Genomic DNA, 15,702 nt, shown 5'->3' on the forward strand with positions numbered 1-15,702 from the left:
GATGCTATTTGATATCCGATATGCTTTGCGACTGTTACTAAAAAGCCCCGCTTTTTCTGCCATGACCGTGTTAATTATGTCGTGCGGTCTTGCGCTGACGCTGTATATGGTGTCGGTGATCAATACGTTTATGTTTTCACCTCTGCCGTATACGCATGGCGAGAATATGGTGTTACTCAACCCCGTTGTAAATGGCGCAAGCCTGAGCGACTCCGGGCTTAATTATCTTGATTACGCCGAAATCAAAGCGCACAGCACCGCGCTGGAGAATGTGAGCTACTTTTACGGTGAGCGTGCAGATATCAGCGATGGCAATAAAGCCGTTTCATACATGGCGACGCGCAGTACTGACGATATGTTCTCCTATACGGGCGTGCAGCCTCTCCAGGGCAGGGCGTTCAGCCAGGGCGATACCGAGCCCGGTGCTGAACCGGTCGCGGTGATCAGTTACGCACTGTGGCAAAATTATTTTGCCGGAAGCCCGTCAGTGATTAACCGCAGCATACTGATTAACAGTGTCAGGACACGCATCGTCGGTATCATGCCGAAAGAATTTGCCTTTCCATTTTTTCAGGATCTCTGGCTTCCCTCGCAGCTGAATCCGTCACAGTTTTTGACCCGTAAGGATGCCCCGGAGATTTCCGTCTATGCCCGTCTGAAACCTGGCGTTTCGGCCAGTGCCGCAAATGCGGATCTGAATGCAGTGATGCAAAGTCTGGCGAACCGCTATCCTGAAACCAATAAGGGGCTGTCAGCACAGGTACTGACTTTCCAGGAAAACTTCATGGGCGAAGAGACGGTGACAATTTTCGTCGTCATGCTGGTCGCTGTGGGATTCGTGCTTGTTCTAGCCTGTTGTAATGTCGGCAATCTCCTGCTTGCCCGTACCACGGAGCGCGCCAAAGAAATTGCCATTCGGGTGGCGCTTGGTTCGCCGGCAGCCAGATTGGTGATGCAGATGATGTGGGAAAGTCTGTTCATCTGTCTTCTTTCCGGGGTTATTGCTGTTCTGCTGGCCGCCTGGGGACTGGAAATGACTAATCGCCTCCTGCCCGGCTTCGTCCCTAACAAGATCCCTTTCTGGTGGCATCTGAGTCTGGACAGCGGAATGATCCTTCAGGCGCTGGCTCTGGTCATCCTGACAGTGGTGACGACAAGTGCACTGCCAGCCTGGAAAATTACTCATGGCAACTTCAACGATGTGCTGCGTGACGGAACCCGTGGTGCGCAAAGCCGCAGTGCGGGTCGGATTTCCCGCATCTTGGTGACATTCGAAGTGGGCTTATCCTGTTCGATACTTTGTATCAGTGCCCTGTTAGGTGTGCTGGTTTATCAGGCTACGCGTGCGGATTACGGTGTAAATACGCAGGATTACCTGACGGGGCAGATTCACCTTAACGCCAACCAGTATCCTGATGAAAAAAGCCAAGTCCTGTTTTACCAGAAACTGCAGAATGTCCTGAATACGATTCCGGGAAGCGATCGCTCGGCAATCACAACCAGTACCGTCGGGCAGTTTACTGTTCCACAGCAGGTGGATGTGGATAGTTCAACTGTTAACAGCCGCGATAAGTGGGCCTATCCGCTGGTTAATGATGTTCAGGTGATGCCGGGCAGTCTTTCTGGTATGGGGATCAAAGCGGTGACAGGACGCGAGTTTGCGTTCAGTGATGACAGCGATTCACAGCCGGTCGTTGTTGTCAGTCAGTCTTTTGTAAGTCAGTACTGGCCGGGTGAAAAAGATGTGATCGGCAAGCGACTGCGTCTTCGCAATGCGGAGGATCCGCGCTGGTACAGTGTGATAGGGGTCGTTCCTGACGTTATCCATGGTCGTCCTTTCAGCACCTTCCGGCATCGCGCTACCGTTTATCGCTCCCTGCAACAGCAGACAGCACCATCAGTGAATGTCCTGCTGCACGCCAGAAATCCGGCGTTGTCGGGGCCTGCGCTGATCAACGCCGTCAGACAGATTGACAGTAATCTTTCCGTCAGCCAGATTCAGACCCTGGACCAGCGCCTGGCGCGGAACACAGCCGGACTGCATTTCATTGCCAGCCTGTTCATGCTGTTTGGCCTGATCGCAACGATACTCGCCGCAACGGGCATTTACGCGGTGATGCGTAATGTTATCAACCAGCGCGTGCAGGAAATTGGTGTCCGCATGGCGATGGGAGCGACAGAGAGTATGCTCATGAAAATGCTGATGCTTCAGGGCGGAAAACAGCTACTGGCCGGACTGATCATTGGTCTGCCACTGGCACTGTTTACCGCACCGAAACTGATCCGTATTCTGGGTGATGGCAGCACAGGTTTTATGTTGCTGTTTGCAGGTGTAGCATTAACCATCTCGCTGGTGGTTGCGGTCGCGGTCTGGTTTCCCTCTCGTCGGGCGACACGTTTGTCACCGTCAGAAGCGATCAGACATGAATAAATCTTCTCCATGCCGTTCCGGCATGGTTTGCTGAGCTGAGTCTTTTTATGGATGAAAAAAAACGAATCCTCATCATTGATGACGATACCGGAATTTTAAGCAGCCTTGAATTATTGCTGCGTATGGAAGGCTATGATGTGACCCTTGAAACGCAGGCCAGCCAGCTGATGCGGCATCTCACCAGCAAGCCGTTTGACCTGGTGCTGATGGATATGAACTTCCAGAATGATACGACTTCAGGCAAAGAGGGGCTGCAGCTCCTTGATGAGCTGAAAAAGTTTGACGACTGTCTGCCTGCTGTGGCCATGACCGGGTGGGGCAGTGTGGATATTATCGTCAACGCGATGCGTGCCGGCGCAGCAGACTTCATTCAAAAACCCTGGGATAATGAACGTTTGCTGAGCATTGTTCAGCAGCAAATCGAACTCAGTCGTGCAAGACGTTCAGGAAACTGTTTACGGGAAGAGAATAAACTCCTGAAACGTGCTCGCGATGATGACATGGACAGTGAGTGGGTGGTTCAGTCCCGTTCCATGCAACAGCTGCTGAACATGGTTCAGGCTGTCTCGGGAACGGATACCAGCATTCTTATTCTGGGCGAAAATGGCACGGGCAAAAGTTTGCTTGCGCGCCATATTCACCATCTCTCGTCCCGCAAAGACAATAGCTTGGTTGAGGTCAATACCGGCTGCATTAACGAACATCTGTTTGAGAGTGAAATGTTTGGCCACGTGAAAGGCGCGTTCACCGATGCGCGCGAAAACCGCATCGGACGTTTTGAGCTGGCAGACAAAGGCACCCTGTTTCTGGATGAGATTGGCAACCTGCCGTTGTCACAGCAGGTGAAATTGCTGCGTGTTCTCGAAGAGCGGCAGTTTGAGCGTGTCGGCTCCTCCCGTACGCAAAAAACGAATTGCAGGATAATTGCAGCAACCAATGCCGATCTGGAAAAAGCGGTGGCTAACGGCGCTTTCCGCCAGGATTTACTGTACCGACTTAATGTTATTCAGTTACATCTGCCAGCACTGCGGGACAGGCAGGAGGACATTGAGATTCTGGCAGAGCGCTTTCTGATGCGCTTTGCACGAAAGTACAATAAACCCGTGACGCAGTTATCCCGCCCGGCCATTCAGGGGCTGCATGACTACACCTGGCCGGGTAATATTCGTGAACTAAGCCACCTCATTGAACGGGCCGTCCTTCTCTGCAGGAATAACCGGATCGACATTGAGGATCTCTGTCTGCCTGGAAATGTGGGGATGGAGCCGCGGCGCGTTGAACCCGTGACTGAAGGCGAGTCCGCTGACTCAATGACCCTGGCGGAAGTAGAAAAATCACTGTTGCTGAAACGCCTGCATCAATATGAGGGAAATGCGATTAAAGCCGCAGACTCGCTTGGCCTGAGCCGCAGTGCTTTTTATCGCAGACTGGACAAGCTAAAAATAAGTCATGAGTAAACTTTTCGACACCTTCAGGTTACGGTATTTCATTCTGTGCAGCCTCTCTCCGCTGGGGGGAATACTGGCCTACCTGCTTCTCTGGGGATTTCCGTCGCAGTCTACTTACCTCAAAATATTAACTGTTCTGATTTTAGCGGTAACGTCACTCTATTTTGGCTACCACTTTTTTCTGCAACTGAATAATAAAGTCAATGTGATCTCAAATCTGCTCGAGGCGGTGGAACAGGAAGATTTCAGCCTGCGGGGAAGCACCCAGGGACGGGACATCTTTGACGGCGTAATCAGTCAGATCAACGCTATTGCCATGCAGCTATCACGTCATCGTCAGCAGCAGCGTGAAATGGATTTCCTGTTACAGAAAGTGCTCTCTAATATCAGCATTTCCATTTTCGCTCTCGACAGTCAGCATCGGGTCATCTGGTGTAATGATGCCGCCGCACGAATGCTGGAGCGTCCCATCGAATCGCTGATCGGTGAGGACGGCGAGCAGTGGCAGTCAGGCTGGCTGTTGAAAAATGCCAATACCGGCCATCCTGTTGAGTTCAGTCGTAATGGCCGGCCCGGTCGTTATAAGGTGAACAGCGATACCTATATCGTGGATGGCAAAAAAAACGTGCTTTTATTCATCAATGACGTGGATGAGTTACTGCGACATGAGGAAAAAAAGGCTTGGCAGAATCTGCTGCGCGTAATCAGTCATGAAATCAATAACTCGCTGAGTCCTATCGCCTCCATAAGCCAGATGCTGCAACAGCATTACCGCACCCATGCCGCGCAGGCCCCCGAGGGCTTTGTGGAGGGCGTCGATTTGATTAACCGCAGAGCAAAAGAGCTAATTACCTTCATCAACAGTTATCAGCAGCTGAACAAACTGGCCCCGTCTAACCGGGTGGAAGAGGATCTGGCCGGGCTGATTAAAGAACTGCCTTTACTCTTTATGCACCGTAAGTTTGAGCTCGATGGGCCAGAATCCCTGATGGCCAGAATCGATCGGGGGCAAATTTATCAACTGCTGATTAATCTGGTCAAAAATGCCGATGAGGCGATGGGGGAGAATCCGGGCGCGATTACCCTGACCTGGCAGGCGCAAAATGACCGGGTTCTGATCTCTCTCCTGGACAGCGGGGTCGGGTTGAGCAATCCGGACAATCTCTTTGTTCCTTTCTATACAACCAAGTCAGCAGGCAGTGGAATAGGATTGATATTGTGCCGCCAGATTGCTGAACAGCACGATGGCTACTTAACGTTAAAAAATCGCGACGGGATGCCGGGATGCCATGCCACCATTAGCCTGCAACGATAAAGTATTGCCCGGACCCGAATCCGGACAGGCGTATTGTCTAGTTCGTTCGTTTGAACACACGCCGGACGGCCCGTTAAGGCGTGATGCGATACAGGGCTGGCTACGCGCTACCCTTGCTGACACGCTGCAGATCCCGCATGAAGAGTTACAGCTTGCCAGAACCCCGACCGGTAAGCCCTGGCTGCCAACTCATGCATGGCTGCATTTTAATTTATCTCACAGTAGCACGCTGGCTGCGGTAGCGATGAGCAGCCAGTATCCGGTCGGCGTGGATATTGAGCATGTCACGGGGAACGCTGAGATTAAACGAAGAGTAGCAGACCGTTTTTTTCATCCTGCTGAACGCGCATGGCTGGAGGCGCAGACGGATGATCATCTGATGCACTTCACTACTCTCTGGAGCCTTAAAGAGGCCTGGATCAAAATGTCCGGAGCGGGTCTGGCTCAACCCCTCTCATCTTTTTACGTGTTACCCGGTGAGGAAGGGAGGGCAAGAATCTGTGGGCGTGAAGGCGCGGCGATTGGAGTGGCACACTATCAGACTCTGCAGGACGATCGTTGTTACTCTCTTGCCTGCGTTGCAGGCAGCGCGCTGAAAAACCCGCCGTTACGCTGGCGGATTATTTTTCAGCGGTGAGATGTGAGGCCGGTGCCCATCATTAAGCACAATCAGAGGTGGAGACCTCACTGGCAAACGTGCCAACTGAACCGGTATCTACATTCGCAGAGGGACTGACCGACATCCGCGCTCCGGCTGCAAGCGTGCCGGTAATGCGTGGGATATGACACAGTGCTGTTTCGGCACCCATACTCAACCGCACCGTAGCCGATTTTGCGGAAAAGTCTGCGGGCTTGCGGTTAAAACTGCCGCCCATCGCCAGCTCAAGTTGCAATTCATCTGTTTTGCCTGCAGCGCGAATGTCTGTGCCCATACTTCCTTTGACACTGAGCTGTGCAGGGCTGACTGAGCATGCCTCTGCATCGATTTTCACGCCAGCTTTTCCGGACAAGGCCGTCAGCGGCTGGCTGGTATAGAGAGTAATATTCAGCGTATTTGACACAAAACGATCGTCCTCGGCCGCTCTGTTATTTAACAGCAGATTACCGCTCTGGTTAGTGACCTGGAATTTACTCAGCGTATCCTGAGAACCCGAGACAACCAGCGCGGGAGCAGAGGCACATTTTATCGTCAGGTTTATCCCTTGCTGCGCGCTTACCGCAGTGAATGCTTCAACCGGGATGTTTTTTTCTGCGGCCTGAGCGGTTCCGCAGAAAATCAGGGCCAGGAATGTCATTCCGGCAGTCGTGTTTTTCATGATATTTCCTTATTTATCAGTGATGCCAGAGTGGCAATCGTTGTTCTGACACTCTCTTCAGTCATGCCGAAATCAACCAGGCAGGCGATCTCATCAATGCCTCTTTGCTTCAGCGCGATAAGTTGCTGTCGGCACTCGGCTGCCGAACCAAACAGGCCATACTGAGTAAGATATTTTTCAACACCCCATTTCAGTGTGTACACCTGCCGTTTATGAGTTTCGCCTGTCTGCGGGGAGGAAGGTTGACTGAGATTGTTGGAAAGCTGCATAAATGCAGATAAATACTGATGCAGAGCTGGTCGTAGTTCATCCAGCATCGCTGCTTTCTCAGGACCCGCCTGGGTATGCATCATCAGCGTAACTTTTCCGGTTTTGGGCGCGAAGCCCGCATCGATACGTGCCTGGCGATAACGGGTGCAGTTGATATCCAACTGCTCCCATGTCTGATTGATCAGGTGTGTCAGCACATGGCAGCCCCGTTTTCCTGCTTCGTCGAACATATCAGGGTTGCTGCCAGCGGTGATCCATACGGGGATGTTCGCCTGAAGCGGTGCTGGCCATGAGTGAACTTCAACCGGCTCCGGGCTGCCCGGAAGAGATAATTCATGCCGCAAGAGGTGATCACCGCGCCAGAGTGACTTCACCTGCTCCAGCGAACGGAACAAACTCTGATGGCGGTTTTTATAATTCGCTGCATTCAACACAAAATCATTCCTCTGCCAGCCAGCGGCAAAAGCAACACCGACTCTGCCTTCAGAAAGATTGTCCACCAGCGCCCACTCTTCAGCCACACGCAGTGGGTCGTGAAGGGGCAGGACGACGCTACCTGCACGTATTGCAATGCGGCGGGTTAAAACAGCCAGCGCCGAACTCAGTACTGACGGGCTGGGAAACATGCCACCAAAGGCGTTGAAGTGTCGCTCAGGCGTCCAGATGGCATGAAAATTCAGTTCGTCAGCCTGCTGCGCCATACTGATAAGCTGCTGATACTGCGATGCTGATGTTCCTTTCGTCACGTTTGAAAAGAAAAACAGACTCAAATCAGGTATAGCGGACGTTATCGGGGTCATGTCAGCACACATTGGAAACAACCTTGCTGTGAGGGTGCAGGTTAAAGCGGATATCGCCTCTTGGCATAACATTCAGTTCAAATAGAGGCTTAAGCGCGGCCGGCAGGATGTCCGGTGCCAGAGAAAAGGCGAAATGTTCGCAGAAAGTCACAATCGCGGTTGTCAGCTGATCGAGTGCGAGTGTCATTCCCACGCAGTGGCGTTTTCCCACACCAAAAGGAAAATAGTGTTCGTTGGGTATTTTCGTCCCGGTCAGAAACCGTTCGGGCTGAAAGATTAACGGGTCGGCCCAATATTGCCTGTTACGCTGGACGAGCCACGGGGAGAACACGACGCGCGTTCCCTGAGCAAGGGTTACGCCATCGATCACCAGTTCGCCCGCAGTCCTGCGCTCGAAAAATGCTGTTACGGGAGTCAGCCTCAGCGACTCCTTTACCACGGCAAGCGCAGTGGTCTGTTTTCCCTGGGCATGCTCTTCACGAATGCGGTGCTGGAAGGCCTGATGCTGCGAAAGGTGGGTCAGGGTCCAGAGCAGCGCAATCCCAGTGTTATCGACGCTGGCTGCCAGATTTCCCAGTAAAAGGCTGATAACGCGCTCCCGTTCGTCGTGGCTGGCCTTAACATCCAGAGCCTGGCAAAGACGCTGAAGCATGGTGGTCTGGTGTTGATCAGACGCGCTGCAGCCAATGTGTGGAGAGATCAGTAATCTCACCTCTTTGCGGAACAATGCCAGGGCTGGATGGTGGCACATCTGTTCATAGCTCATCGCTGGCGCGCCGATGATGAGCTGGAGATAGATGCGTCTGAAGTGGTCAATCATGCGATCCAGCTGCACCATACTAATTGCTGACCCAAAAAAGCCGTCTGCAACACACATGAGCGCCCAGTTGAGACAGAGTGAACGCAGTGATGGAGGTTTTCCCTCTGACAGCGTGGCTGCAAGCCAGTGTGCCGACCGTTCGGTCCCCTCTTTCAAGCGTGGCGATCTGGGGTTAACTGCTGGCGTAGTCAGCTTTCTGGCTATTCGCCATTCCTCGCCATCCAGGGAGGTGGTCAACGCCGGCCCCATGATGATTCGTCCCACGGCAGAGGCGGAGGTTACCGATTCAAAATCTTTCAGAAACAGCGACTCCTGCTCAATCATCAGGCGGACATGCCGACCGCCTGCGAGCAGTAGTAAAGGACTCGACGCTTCACCGATCCATACCAGATCGCCGTGCAAACGGTGGGCCGTTTCGGCCTGGTGAAGAAACCCATTCTGGCGGGCGCGGTCTGAGGAAGGAATATAATGCGGAATAGTGTCAGACCCTGGCATGGCTGTTCTCCTCACGACGATGACCAGTGATTCTGGCGGATCCTACCCATCCCCCCAATCCAACGGAGAGCATAATGGCCGGACGGCCTGTAATGGCAGGGGCATAAGTTTTAAGCAGGAGCAGGGGATCAGTGGTGTAACAGTGACCTGTTAGGCCAGTCAGATCGGTAGCGACACGCTGTCGGGCATTCATGGGATAGCGTCGCCACGTCTGCCAGGCCAGTTTATTAATATTGTGAGGAAGCAACCAGGCCTGATCGCGCAATTCGGTCGGGTAGTGATCGAGGGCCAGGCTAATCAGTTCGTCATGAGCGCGGTAAAACCGTTTGGTGTCCTCCTGGCTTCCATCCAGCCCGGGCCAGAATTCAGGTCGATGATAGCAATGGATGTCAGATATCTGGCACGCCCCGGCACCCGCCTCAAGAATGAGGCAGGCAAAAGCATCACCGATCAGTGTGCAGCCAGGCACGTACCGTTCTGCTAAGGTGAAATCGGCCAGGGTATCCCCGGCCAGTAAGGCAACCCGCTTTACATCACCACTGTGCAGCAATCTGTCTGCGAGTTTCAGTCCCCAGAACAGGGTGGCACAGTTGTGCTGATTAATCGTAAACAGTACGGCCTGGTCAGAGATGAACCTGGAGGATGCCCGGATAGCGTCAAGATTTACATCCTGACGCGGAGAGCACGCGGGAAGCCCCTGAACCAGAATGATGGCGTCGATGTGAATATCGTCGTTAAGTGACAGGCAGGCCTGCCGGATCAAATCTTGGAAGCAGGTCTGAGCAGACTCTTCGCCTGCCAGTGAAAATACGCCCGTCAGGCCAAACAACTGACGAAATGTTTTTGCTTCAGAGGGGGTGCCTCCCCGCGCCTCAACCACTGACTCTAGTGAAATGTGCGTTTCCGGCACAAAGGTCTCAAGGCTGACAACATTCATAAGCATGGCTCTGCGGCTGCAAAAGTACTGAGGCTGCATTCGCCCTGATATTCACTGATCAGCAAATAGTGACGTGCAGGTTGCCAGTGTTGTTTGAGCGCTGCAAAAGGGGCAGCGCAAAGCAACGTTTCTTTGTGAGCCTGCGTGTAGAAATCTGTTTTTATCGCCTCAAGCACGTGTGCCGGACCGATGATCGTCGTGTGATTTCCGTCTAATCCGGCGCGGATGAGATGATCTTCAAGCCATGCAGGTGAGAGAGTGGAATGCGGGACCTTTTTATACCCCCTGTAGCTCAAACCCCGCTGTTGTGTGTTCACAACACAGACGCAGGCGGTGTTTTCTGGCTGAAGCTTTGTCATAAGCGGGGAGTGATACATCAGATTTTTTTGTTCAGCGATAAGCAGAAGGCCATCTTCATTTTTGCCGGCCAGGCAGTCCTGCAAACCGTCCAGCGCAAACAGACCGGCATCGGGGCCTCTGTCGCTGATCGCCAGCGCCAGACAATCGGCAAGGCCTAACGCGTGTATCGCGGCATTGACCACAGAAGTGCCCATATGCAGATCGGGCGTCCAGTGTGCCATTAGCACTGTGCTGATACGGGCAGGGGAGATGGCGGCTTGCGCCTCTGGCAGAATTGCCAGCACCATGTCACTGAAAGCGGCCCGTTCCGGGCTGTTAATCCATTCGCTTACCCGATTCTGCTTATCCGTTAGCATAAGACCATTTGAAGCAAAAAAGCATTCGACATAGGATTGCCAGTGAGGAATTTCCTCTTCCCATTCAGGCTGGCTTGTTTCGGTGCAAAAAAATGAGCGGCAAAAGATATCATTGGGGTCGAGGTATATCATGGCGGCACGTTTCATACTGGCTGGGGAGGACGGAGGCTGGTAAGCAGATGAATATTGGATGTTCCTTCCATGTATTCAAATGCGAAGCTGTCACGATATTTTCTGCGTAAAGCGTGGTCTGCTGACCACGTTTTACTGTGAAGCCAGTGCGGAAGATGACGGGCGGTTTCTTCCACCAGCTGCGTGGCAATCAATTTAAGCTGACTGGTCTGAGTATACTGGTGCCTGCCGGATGCAAACCCACTGGCGATGCAGAGCATACTCTGGTACACCGAATGATACTTACGCCATTGTCGTGTTTTCCACTGCGTAGCCGATGCAGAAAGCGTGTAATTCTCCAGGCTCGTCAGCAACCCATAGGTCGTGCCCAGCGCCATCGCTGCCACCATCGGGCGGTGACGTTCAAAAACCAGACTTAATGCATTCAGTCCCTGTTGTAATCCCCGGTGATCGTGTCCCAAAATATCGTCTTTCTGCACCGGACAGTGATTGAAGGTGATTCGCGTCAGTCCGGCACCGTTGAGACCAAAGGTTGTCAGCCGTTCACGCAACATTTTCTCCCCAGCCTGTTCAGGAAAGACCATAACCAGACGCTGACTTTGTGCATAACGGGTAAACACAATGCCAGCACTGGCGTCGGATGCACCACCGATAAACATTTTTGTGCCGTTAATCCATCCACTTTCCTGCTGCAGGGTAAGTTCACAATGAATAGCGGTGGCATCTGAACCTTTTTCAGGTTCAGTAACGGCAAAAAAAGTCCAGGCGGGACGCTGAGCGAAACAGGAGAAAAATCGTGCCTGCTGTGACGGTGTTCCCAGGGTGAGAATGGCACGGGTGCTGAGAGATGCGCCCGGTAACATCATCATGGCGCTGGCATCAGAACGACTCAGATATTCAATGATCTGCAAATGGTGCACATAGTTGATATCAGAACAGGACGCTGCCGGGCAGGGATTGAATTGCCGGGGAATCCCAATGCAGGCAATACTCATCAGCTCCGGATGCGTCAGCAATGCTAAGGCGTCCGGCCGTTGATGTTCAGCTAGGGAACCCGCCTCCAGCAGGTATTTGCCGAGTGTTTTAAGCTGGGGATAGACTCGCGTGATATCAGTTGCCATAAGACAATCAATTCCATCTGGAGAAAGTAACGAATAAACTAATCCAGATGGTGCGGACTATATTGCTTCAGATTGCAATAACGTCTATCGGATGGCTGGAATCTGCCTGAATTAAAAGGGAGGAGAATGTTGCCCCCATTCCCACACTGGCCAGCAATATTCTATCGCCGGACTGGACGCATTTCTGTTGCAGCAAAGTTGAAAGATTAATAAAAGGGTCAGCACCAAAACAGTGTCCATATTTGCTGATATTCTCAAGTAATACTTTATTTTTGGGGAGGTCGATTTCTCCCAGGATTTTATTCCAGGAAGAAATGTTGACATTATGCGGCGCCAGCCAGGAGAGTGTTTCTGGCGTCACGCCAAAATGATTCAGCGCAGCGTGAAGCGCACGTAATATAAAAGGGAAATAATGGTCGCTGAAGTGGGGAACACAATCAGAGGCGTGACCAGACTGACGGTTAAATTCACCTGCCTGCGTAGTAAATCGGCCAAGAACATTGCCTCTGCCCTCCGGGTTCGAAATCAGTACGGCACAGGCGCATTCACCCATAATGGTCGTATCAGCGATCAGCTCTATCCTGGGATGAAACGCTTTTTCGCCAATGATCAATAAAGCATATTCACCCGCTTGTAATTTTCGGGACAGCCAATCCACTGCTGTCAGAGAGGAAGAACAATGCCCCATAGTGAGTGAGCAAAACTCGATGTCATGGCGAAAGCCATACTCCGGGAGCAGCGCACTGATGCTGTCAGGAAAGGGCTTAACGGCGGGCAGTGTGTGAGTATGTACAACATATCTGATGTCCGGGAGCAGGGGCTGGTAACGGGCGGCAAACTGGCTCAGGAGTGGACGAAACAGATCATCGAGTGAGCCTGGTGCGCGGGGAAAACGCGACAGGCCATAAAAGCGGGAATACATCCGGACATCTAGCGGCGTAAGTTCAAGCGAAGGTGCCAGCTCATCTAGAGACTGATACTCATCCGGCATGTAGAGCGTAATAGACTCAATGTGAGCAGGCATCGTCTGTTGCTCCCTGTATTGGCAAGGCCCAGGGGCGTAAATAGTCAGAGACAGCCTGCCGGGTAGCCTGGTGCTGGAGCAGGCCAAGATGCCCCGTACCGTCCACCAGTAACATTCTGCTTCGCGGCACCTGCAGGTTTATGGAATTGGCATCCTGGCAGGGGATTTTGCAGTCGGCGGTTCCATGAAGAATGAGGACATGTGCATCCAGTGCTGAAAACAGGGTTTCAGACATCAGTGCCGGAATCGCCTCGTAGTGGCGGAAAAAAGTGTCATGCAGTGCGGCACGCAGGCCTGGAAATGGCATTATCTCATTAAGTTTATAATCCAGAAGTGCAGGAAATGAGCGGGGCGAGGCCAGTAAAATAAGCTGATGAAGCCTGAATCCCTGAGTCGCGGCCAGAGCAGCGATGACGCCACCCGCAGAGTGTGCAATAACCACATCAAATTCACCCATCTGCTGTTGAAGTTTCAGTAACAACTGAATCTGATCAGGGACAGAACAGGGCGTGGGGTAGTCCAGATCGTGTCCTGATAAAAAGGGTAGATAAATATCAAACCCAAGCTGCTGAAGGATAGCCTTCTGCGGTGTCAGCATAAAAGGATTTCCGCCCCAGCCGTGAATAAGCAGTGCTTTAGGCGCAGCTTTCCTTTTACTCAGCAAGACAAAAACCCGGCTGAGACATCCGCCCGCCTCAATGACATAGCTCTCCATCTGACTCATTTCATTGTGTTCACTTTTGCGCAAAGGAAAAAGATTAGGTTGTCTCAGTGAACGAATAATCGCACTTAGCTGCTCATCCATTGTCAGACGTTATCCCGAAGATGGTAAATAAGAATATTCAGCGTAACGTCCTGCTGAATCGATGAAGGTGACAATCTGCGCAGTGGATCATGAACATACACCAGGCGAAAGCCAGGCAGAATATAATGCGAACTCAGTTGGGTAATGGCCTGAAGTGAAAAAGGCCCACTGTGTACTCCCCAGGCTTCACGATAGCCAGGACAATGATTCAGCAGGCTTTGCAAAAGCGGCGTGGCCCCTCTGGCTGCTGGAAACAGAGCGTCATAGATCAGCATGGCAGGATGCGCTGTTATTAGGTGAGTCTGACAAATTGAGAGCGTTTCAGCGTCATGCAAACGATGCTTGCAAGGGTTTTCCGGCCAGTGATGAAACCAGGATGAAGTCTGCTCAGCGGCCTGAGAGGAAATAAAATGACGGCTGTCAGGCACTACCGGCTGGCACAGGCTGCGAACAGGTAAGGTCTGATGGTCAATCAGTTCGATTACCGAGGCCATCAGTACGCCTCGCTGAGTGGCATGACGGTGTGGTTGAGCAGATGAATCTGCCTTGTACCTTCCGTATATTCAAACGCTTTCACGTCGCGATAAGCCTGCCAGAGTCGATGATGCAGTGTCGTTATCTCAGCAGGCAGAGCGTGAATAAGCCGCGTAATGATAGATTCTGCCACTTTCACACTGTGTGTTTTAGACATACCGGGTGTGCAGTCGGGAGTCAGATGTTCATCGAGTTGCTGGCAAAGACGGCTTGCGCGCAGATAAGCGGCATCGAGTTCACGACCGGCGTGACAGAACATGCCAGAAAGACCAGGGCATGCTGCCAGTGCATGATATTGCCAGTCGTCCAGAGCCCGTCTGGCTACGCCCAGAGCAATCGCACCGACACAAGGACGAAGTGCATCAAAGGTGGCCATTGCTGAACGGGCAAATCGCTCCGTTGGTTTCAGGTGTTGTCCCAGCGCTTGCTCATCCGGAATAAACAGATTGTCGAAGGTCAGCCGGGCCAGGCTGATACCGTCGAGTCCGTTAAGATGTAACCGGCGGCGTCTGACACCCTCGGACTGGGGATGAAAGATAAAGGCATCTACACCCAGGGACCCTTCGGCGGTGCGGGCGAAAACCACACCGATATCAGCAAGTGTGCCATTACCGATCAACATTTTTTCGCCTGACAGACGAAATCCCCCCTTTACGCGTTCAGCCTGACAGCGCATAGCACGGGCATCACTGCCTGTACCGGGTTCTGTCATAGCAAAGCATGACCAGTGAAGACCCTGCCGGAACGGTGCGAAAAATTGACGTTGCTGCTCTGCCGTACCCAGCCCGGCAATAACGAAAGCCGCCATGCCAGGCCCGGGGGCCAGAAAGATCAACGCAGGAGAGACATAGCCAATATTTTCATATAACTTCAGGCGTTGTGTTAATGAAATATCTGCCAGTTGCTGACTCTGGCTATTTTCGCTGGGATCGGCGGGCAGGCCCAGTTGGTTAAGCGCCGACGCAAATGACCACTCTGCAATGATGGAACGTGAGCAATCAGGATCATTCGCCTTCCTGATTCTCTCTGCTATCAATTCGGCATCATCACCTATTTGCAGCAGATTCCGCAGTTGAATTTGTTGATATATTTTTTTCATAATGGATGCGTCATTATTTCAACAATACCCGCAGCAGGATGGTAAAGATGGCTGGCGCGCTGTTCATTTACCATGCCATTAAAGGGCCGGGTTAACGTCGCCCAGCCGGCTTGCTTCATTGACTGATATTGTTTGTCAAAATCGGTTGTCACAAAACAGATATGATAAGGAATGAATTTCCGGTCAGAATTTTTCAACATCTGATTGAGTAATATATTGTCATTCAGAGGTTCAACCAGTTCGATGCGATATAAATGATCCTGTGTTGAAAGCAAACTAATCCGGGCTTTCTGTGAGGGAATTTCTTCTTTATATCGCACTACGATAGGATAAAAAGGTTTCATGGCAGCAATCGTTTCGTCGCTGTCAGCAACCACATAGCCTGAATGATCAAAATGCATTGTATGCTCCTCATTAAACCGACGGCTATCTCGCCGGA

At 52.1% G+C, this 15,702-nt stretch carries 15 protein-coding genes; 4 read left to right on the forward strand and 11 right to left on the reverse strand.

Annotated elements, in window-relative coordinates; translation table 11 throughout:
• Position 1: 1 nt before the first annotated feature.
• The 4 genes from C1N64_RS11135 to C1N64_RS11150 are packed head-to-tail and all read left to right on the forward strand — an operon-like array spanning position 2 to position 5,831.
• Positions 2-2,431, forward strand: a complete 2,430-nt coding sequence (locus C1N64_RS11135; RefSeq protein WP_263758393.1) for an ADOP family duplicated permease — start codon at positions 2-4, stop codon at positions 2,429-2,431.
• A 47-nt stretch (positions 2,432-2,478) separates the two neighbouring features.
• Entirely contained in the window at positions 2,479-3,888 is a 1,410-nt protein-coding gene (locus tag C1N64_RS11140) for a sigma-54-dependent transcriptional regulator (RefSeq protein ID WP_394514801.1), read from the forward strand.
• Positions 3,881-5,194, forward strand: a complete 1,314-nt coding sequence (locus C1N64_RS11145; RefSeq protein WP_263758389.1) for a sensor histidine kinase — start codon at positions 3,881-3,883, stop codon at positions 5,192-5,194. Before C1N64_RS11140 ends, C1N64_RS11145 begins: the two co-directional genes overlap by 8 nt.
• Complete coding sequence (locus C1N64_RS11150) at positions 5,169-5,831, forward strand: 4'-phosphopantetheinyl transferase family protein (protein WP_394514802.1); 663 nt, start codon at positions 5,169-5,171, stop codon at positions 5,829-5,831. Before C1N64_RS11145 ends, C1N64_RS11150 begins: the two co-directional genes overlap by 26 nt.
• A gap of 22 nt (positions 5,832-5,853) precedes the next feature.
• Here the strand turns inward: C1N64_RS11150 and C1N64_RS11155 are convergent, their stop codons facing one another.
• The 11 genes from C1N64_RS11155 to C1N64_RS11205 form a co-directional block, all read right to left on the reverse strand.
• Complete coding sequence (locus C1N64_RS11155; RefSeq protein WP_263758385.1) at positions 5,854-6,510, reverse strand: DUF2807 domain-containing protein; 657 nt, start codon at positions 6,508-6,510, stop codon at positions 5,854-5,856.
• The gene (locus C1N64_RS11160) at positions 6,507-7,580 is read right to left on the reverse strand and encodes a MupA/Atu3671 family FMN-dependent luciferase-like monooxygenase (RefSeq protein WP_394514803.1); all 1,074 of its coding nucleotides are present in this window, start codon (positions 7,578-7,580) and stop codon (positions 6,507-6,509) included. The genes C1N64_RS11155 and C1N64_RS11160 overlap by 4 nt, the downstream gene beginning before the upstream one ends.
• Before the next feature lies 1 nt (position 7,581).
• On the reverse strand, positions 7,582-8,895 hold the full coding sequence (locus C1N64_RS11165; RefSeq protein WP_263758381.1) for a cytochrome P450: 1,314 nt from the start codon (positions 8,893-8,895) through the stop codon (positions 7,582-7,584).
• Complete coding sequence (locus tag C1N64_RS11170) at positions 8,882-9,838, reverse strand: beta-ketoacyl-[acyl-carrier-protein] synthase family protein (RefSeq protein WP_394514804.1); 957 nt, start codon at positions 9,836-9,838, stop codon at positions 8,882-8,884. Before C1N64_RS11170 ends, C1N64_RS11165 begins: the two co-directional genes overlap by 14 nt.
• On the reverse strand, positions 9,829-10,548 hold the full coding sequence (locus C1N64_RS11175; RefSeq protein ID WP_263758378.1) for a hypothetical protein: 720 nt from the start codon (positions 10,546-10,548) through the stop codon (positions 9,829-9,831). The genes C1N64_RS11170 and C1N64_RS11175 overlap by 10 nt, the downstream gene beginning before the upstream one ends.
• A gap of 143 nt (positions 10,549-10,691) precedes the next feature.
• Positions 10,692-11,801, reverse strand: coding sequence for an acyl-CoA dehydrogenase family protein (locus C1N64_RS11180; RefSeq protein WP_263758376.1), 1,110 nt, complete (start codon positions 11,799-11,801; stop codon positions 10,692-10,694).
• Positions 11,802-11,868: 67 nt separating this feature from the next.
• Complete coding sequence (locus tag C1N64_RS11185; RefSeq protein ID WP_263758374.1) at positions 11,869-12,825, reverse strand: 3-oxoacyl-[acyl-carrier-protein] synthase III C-terminal domain-containing protein; 957 nt, start codon at positions 12,823-12,825, stop codon at positions 11,869-11,871.
• Entirely contained in the window at positions 12,809-13,630 is an 822-nt protein-coding gene (locus C1N64_RS11190; RefSeq protein ID WP_394514805.1) for an alpha/beta fold hydrolase, read from the reverse strand. The genes C1N64_RS11185 and C1N64_RS11190 overlap by 17 nt, the downstream gene beginning before the upstream one ends.
• 2 nt (positions 13,631-13,632) lie before the next feature.
• On the reverse strand, positions 13,633-14,124 hold the full coding sequence (locus C1N64_RS11195) for a hypothetical protein (protein WP_263758370.1): 492 nt from the start codon (positions 14,122-14,124) through the stop codon (positions 13,633-13,635).
• Positions 14,124-15,263: an acyl-CoA dehydrogenase family protein gene (locus C1N64_RS11200; RefSeq protein ID WP_263758368.1), complete on the reverse strand. Its 1,140-nt coding sequence runs from the start codon at positions 15,261-15,263 to the stop codon at positions 14,124-14,126. Before C1N64_RS11200 ends, C1N64_RS11195 begins: the two co-directional genes overlap by 1 nt.
• On the reverse strand, positions 15,260-15,664 hold the full coding sequence (locus tag C1N64_RS11205; RefSeq protein ID WP_263758366.1) for a VOC family protein: 405 nt from the start codon (positions 15,662-15,664) through the stop codon (positions 15,260-15,262). Before C1N64_RS11205 ends, C1N64_RS11200 begins: the two co-directional genes overlap by 4 nt.
• Between the last annotated feature and the right edge of the window lie 38 nt (positions 15,665-15,702).

It is taken from the genome of Pantoea sp. SGAir0215, assembly GCF_043543215.1.

Coding starts and splice junctions, on each gene's coding strand:
- C1N64_RS11135 (WP_263758393.1), top strand. CDS start 2: ATGCTATTTGATATCCGATATGCTTTGCGACTGTTACTAAAAAGCCCC.
- C1N64_RS11140 (WP_394514801.1), top strand. CDS start 2,479: ATGGATGAAAAAAAACGAATCCTCATCATTGATGACGATACCGGAATT.
- C1N64_RS11145 (WP_263758389.1), top strand. CDS start 3,881: ATGAGTAAACTTTTCGACACCTTCAGGTTACGGTATTTCATTCTGTGC.
- C1N64_RS11150 (WP_394514802.1), top strand. CDS start 5,169: ATGCCACCATTAGCCTGCAACGATAAAGTATTGCCCGGACCCGAATCC.
- C1N64_RS11155 (WP_263758385.1), bottom strand. CDS start 6,510: ATGAAAAACACGACTGCCGGAATGACATTCCTGGCCCTGATTTTCTGC.
- C1N64_RS11160 (WP_394514803.1), bottom strand. CDS start 7,580: ATGACCCCGATAACGTCCGCTATACCTGATTTGAGTCTGTTTTTCTTT.
- C1N64_RS11165 (WP_263758381.1), bottom strand. CDS start 8,895: ATGCCAGGGTCTGACACTATTCCGCATTATATTCCTTCCTCAGACCGC.
- C1N64_RS11170 (WP_394514804.1), bottom strand. CDS start 9,838: ATGCTTATGAATGTTGTCAGCCTTGAGACCTTTGTGCCGGAAACGCAC.
- C1N64_RS11175 (WP_263758378.1), bottom strand. CDS start 10,548: ATGCTAACGGATAAGCAGAATCGGGTAAGCGAATGGATTAACAGCCCG.
- C1N64_RS11180 (WP_263758376.1), bottom strand. CDS start 11,801: ATGGCAACTGATATCACGCGAGTCTATCCCCAGCTTAAAACACTCGGC.
- C1N64_RS11185 (WP_263758374.1), bottom strand. CDS start 12,825: ATGCCTGCTCACATTGAGTCTATTACGCTCTACATGCCGGATGAGTAT.
- C1N64_RS11190 (WP_394514805.1), bottom strand. CDS start 13,630: ATGGATGAGCAGCTAAGTGCGATTATTCGTTCACTGAGACAACCTAAT.
- C1N64_RS11195 (WP_263758370.1), bottom strand. CDS start 14,124: ATGGCCTCGGTAATCGAACTGATTGACCATCAGACCTTACCTGTTCGC.
- C1N64_RS11200 (WP_263758368.1), bottom strand. CDS start 15,263: ATGAAAAAAATATATCAACAAATTCAACTGCGGAATCTGCTGCAAATA.
- C1N64_RS11205 (WP_263758366.1), bottom strand. CDS start 15,664: ATGCATTTTGATCATTCAGGCTATGTGGTTGCTGACAGCGACGAAACG.